The organism is Nocardia sp. NPDC058497 (assembly GCF_042720195.1).
Lineage (GTDB): Bacteria > Actinomycetota > Actinomycetes > Mycobacteriales > Mycobacteriaceae > Nocardia.
Genome location: NZ_JBHXMY010000660.1, coordinates 1 through 3,060, shown reverse-complemented (window position 1 = coordinate 3,060; position 3,060 = coordinate 1). Strand labels below are relative to the sequence as shown.

Genomic DNA, 3,060 nt, shown 5'->3' with positions numbered 1-3,060 from the left:
CGGGGGAGGGTTAGGATGGGTTGTAGGTTTTTCGGTGTGGTTTCGGGAAACTCCACCACCACCTACCGCGCATTGAAGAACATCAAATACAGAAAGGAAAACAAGCCCCCCACGGCCACCACGGCCGAGCTGCGTCAGGCCACTCCCCTCGGTGACGTCTTCATCGCGCTGTCCAAGCCGAAGGACGACACCAGCGGGGGCGCCGTCCTGCAGGACGGTGACAAGCTCACCCGCGAGTTCACCTCGGCGGGCGCCACTGTCGAAGAGCTGCTGATCTCGGTGTCGATGCTGTTCAACGGCGGCGGCGTGGCCAGCCTGAGCCGCCTCGGCACCGAACTCGGCTCGATTCTCAACGGGCAGGGCGGCAATCTGGCGCACCTGATCACCGAGATGACCGGTGTCATCGGCGAATTGAACAACAACAGCGCCAGGGTCGACACGGTGCTCACCGAGTTCAACACCCTCGCCAACACCATCGAGAACAACAATACCCAGCTGGGTCAGGTGGCCGACACCCTGCCGCAGGCCATCGGCGCCATCGCCGAGAACAACAGGGCGATCGGCGATCTGCTCACCAAGGTGGCCACGGCCAGCGCCGCCCTCGGCGACTACTCCAACACCACCGGTGATCAGCTCTCCGAGCTGCTCACCAATCTGGACAACCTGATGAACGCGCTGGCCGCGACCGGTGACGACTTCGGTTACGTCATGGATCAGCTGCACGCGATCCGCCCCGGCGCGAACGCCACGTTCCAGGGCAAGTCGCTCGCGCCGTACGCGACGCTGACCAACCTCGATATCGGGTTGCTGACCGATCCGGCGAACAGCAAGTTCCCGGATCTCAAGGACGTGAACGATTTCGTCGGCACCTTCATCCAGGTGCTGCAGATCGTTCAGGGCCGAGTGGGAGGCCACCGATGAGCAAGGTGAAGAAGTTCTTCGGTAGCAAGATCCTGCTGGCGAACGCGGCACTGGTGGTGGTGCTGATCGTCGGCGCGACCTACCTGCTGGTCAACGTCATGCGGGTGAACCCGCTGCGGTCCGAGTACGACGTGACGGTCAACCTGGACCGCTCCGGCGGTCTGCAGCCGGGCAACGACGTGACCCTGCGCGGGCACCGGATCGGCAAGGTCAGCACCGTCGAGCTGATCGACCAGGGTCAGGCGATCGCGGTCAAGGCGGCGATCGACAAGAGCTACAAGATCCCGGTCGACACCCTGATCCAGGTGGCGGCGCTGTCGGCGGCGGGCGAGCAGTACATCGACTTCCGTCCGCAGACCGATGTCGGCCCGTTCCTCGCCGACGGCGCGGTGATCAAGTTCAACCCCGAGCAGATCAAGACGCCGACCCCGGTGTGGGCGGTGCTCGACGACACCAGCGCGCTGATCTCGTCGGTGGACCCGCAGCAGTTCAAGACGATCCTGAACGAGCTCGACATCGCGCTCGGTGGCGGTCCCGATCAGCTGCGTGGTCTCATCAACGGGGTCAGCCTGGTGGTGGCCGGTCTGGAGAACCTGCTCCCGCAGACGGTGAACCTGATCGCGAATCTGCGGGTGATCGCCGAGACCACCTCGCACGCCCAGCCTGATCTGCAGACGCTGACCAGCAACTCGGGCACGCTGCTCACCCAGTTCAACAACGCCAACGCGGAGCTGCAGGGCGTCCTGGACAACGCGCCCGCCCAGTTCGAGGCGCTCGGCGCGGTACTGGACAAGACGGCTGATCCGATCAGCAGCCTGGCGGCCAACTTCGTGTCCATCACCAGGGCGGCGCAGCTGCGTACGCCCGCGCTGCGGCTGCTGTTCCCGTCACTCGCGTTGGGTCTGGACTCGATCTCCGCTCCGGCCCACGACGGCGAGTTCCACACCATCATCGATGTCTGGCCGCGTCCGACGTGCTACTACGCGACGGAATACCGGCGCAACGAGGAAGTCCAGGACGGGTCCATCCCGAAGTGGAACTACTGCGTCAACCCGCCCGCGGATCAGCAGATCCGCGGTTCGGCAAACGCGCCGCGACCGAACGTGCCGAACAACGGCGCGCAGATGCCCCCGGGTGTCGATCCGAACGAGCGGACGCCCATCCCGGCGAACTGAGTTGATGCCCGGCCCGGAGCGCACGCACCGGACCGGGCATACTCGCTACAGGAGAGCGTGTGGTCCGGCTCACGGGCCCACGAACGATATCGGTGCGCTCTGTGTGCCGGGAAAGAGCAGGATTGATTCGATGACCAGCGACGACGCCGAGAGCAAGAAGGACGCTGCCACGGCGGACAAGCCCGACCTGGCGAAGGCCGACGCGACCGTCAAGGGCGCCGCGGCCACTCCCGAACTGGACGCGGCCACTGTCAAGGCAGAGACCGTGACCGAGGCGGCGGCGGCTCCCGCGCCCGCCTCGACCGGGAAATCGAGCTCCACGGGCTGGATCGCGGCTGGTGTGGCCGGTGTGGTTGCGCTCGGCGCCGCCACCGCGGCCGTGGTGTTCTTCCTGCAGAGCAATGACAAGGCCGACAAGCTCGACGCCATCGCCGAATCGACGAAGGCGGCCTGCGACTACGGCAACATCCTGGCCAACTACGACTACTCGAAGGACCTCGACGGCTACATCGCCTCGATGAAGGCGGGGGCCACCGGCGACTACCTGAAGGAATTCAGCGACGCCAGCGAGGCGCTCAAGGGCGCGATGGTCCAGGCCCAGGTGAAGTCCCGCGGTGAGGACGTGCAGTGCGCCTACATCTCGGGCACCACCGAGGACGTCAAGGCCATGGTCACCATGACCCAGTACCGGACCAACTTCACCCAGACCGAACCGGACCGGATGATGTTCGCCGTCGAGATGACCCTCGAGAAGTCCGACGACGGCAAGTGGCTGGTCAGCAAGCTGGATTCGCCGCTGCTCAAGGGCGGCAGCGGGGCCCCCGGTGGCGCCGCGCCCGGTCAGCCGGCGCCGACGACGCAGGCGCCGGCGCCCGCGCCCGCTCCCGGTAACTGAGCTGTCGATACGAACGCCACCCGCCGCAGAACGACTGGGCCGCCGGGGGCGGGTTAGGGGGGGGCACAA

Annotated in this window: 3 protein-coding genes; all 3 read left to right on the top strand. The window is 66.1% G+C overall.

Annotated features, from left to right (window positions below):
• Nucleotides 1-36 precede the first annotated feature (36 nt).
• The 3 genes from ACFWPJ_RS29055 to ACFWPJ_RS29045 all read left to right on the top strand — a co-directional run bounded on the left by ACFWPJ_RS29055 (nt 37) and on the right by ACFWPJ_RS29045 (nt 2,991).
• Nucleotides 37-921: an MCE family protein gene (locus tag ACFWPJ_RS29055; protein WP_378856131.1), complete on the top strand. Its 885-nt coding sequence runs from the start codon at nt 37-39 to the stop codon at nt 919-921.
• Nucleotides 918-2,096, top strand: coding sequence for an MlaD family protein (locus tag ACFWPJ_RS29050; RefSeq protein WP_378856129.1), 1,179 nt, complete (start codon nt 918-920; stop codon nt 2,094-2,096). The genes ACFWPJ_RS29055 and ACFWPJ_RS29050 overlap by 4 nt, the downstream gene beginning before the upstream one ends.
• Before the next feature lie 130 nt (nt 2,097-2,226).
• Nucleotides 2,227-2,991: a hypothetical protein gene (locus ACFWPJ_RS29045; protein WP_378856127.1), complete on the top strand. Its 765-nt coding sequence runs from the start codon at nt 2,227-2,229 to the stop codon at nt 2,989-2,991.
• The last annotated feature ends 69 nt before the right edge of the window (nt 2,992-3,060 follow it).

Excerpts from the sequence above, each read along its gene's own strand:
- ACFWPJ_RS29050 (WP_378856129.1), top strand. The coding sequence starts at position 918 with ATGAGCAAGGTGAAGAAGTTCTTCGGTAGCAAGATCCTGCTGGCGAAC.
- ACFWPJ_RS29045 (WP_378856127.1), top strand. The coding sequence starts at position 2,227 with ATGACCAGCGACGACGCCGAGAGCAAGAAGGACGCTGCCACGGCGGAC.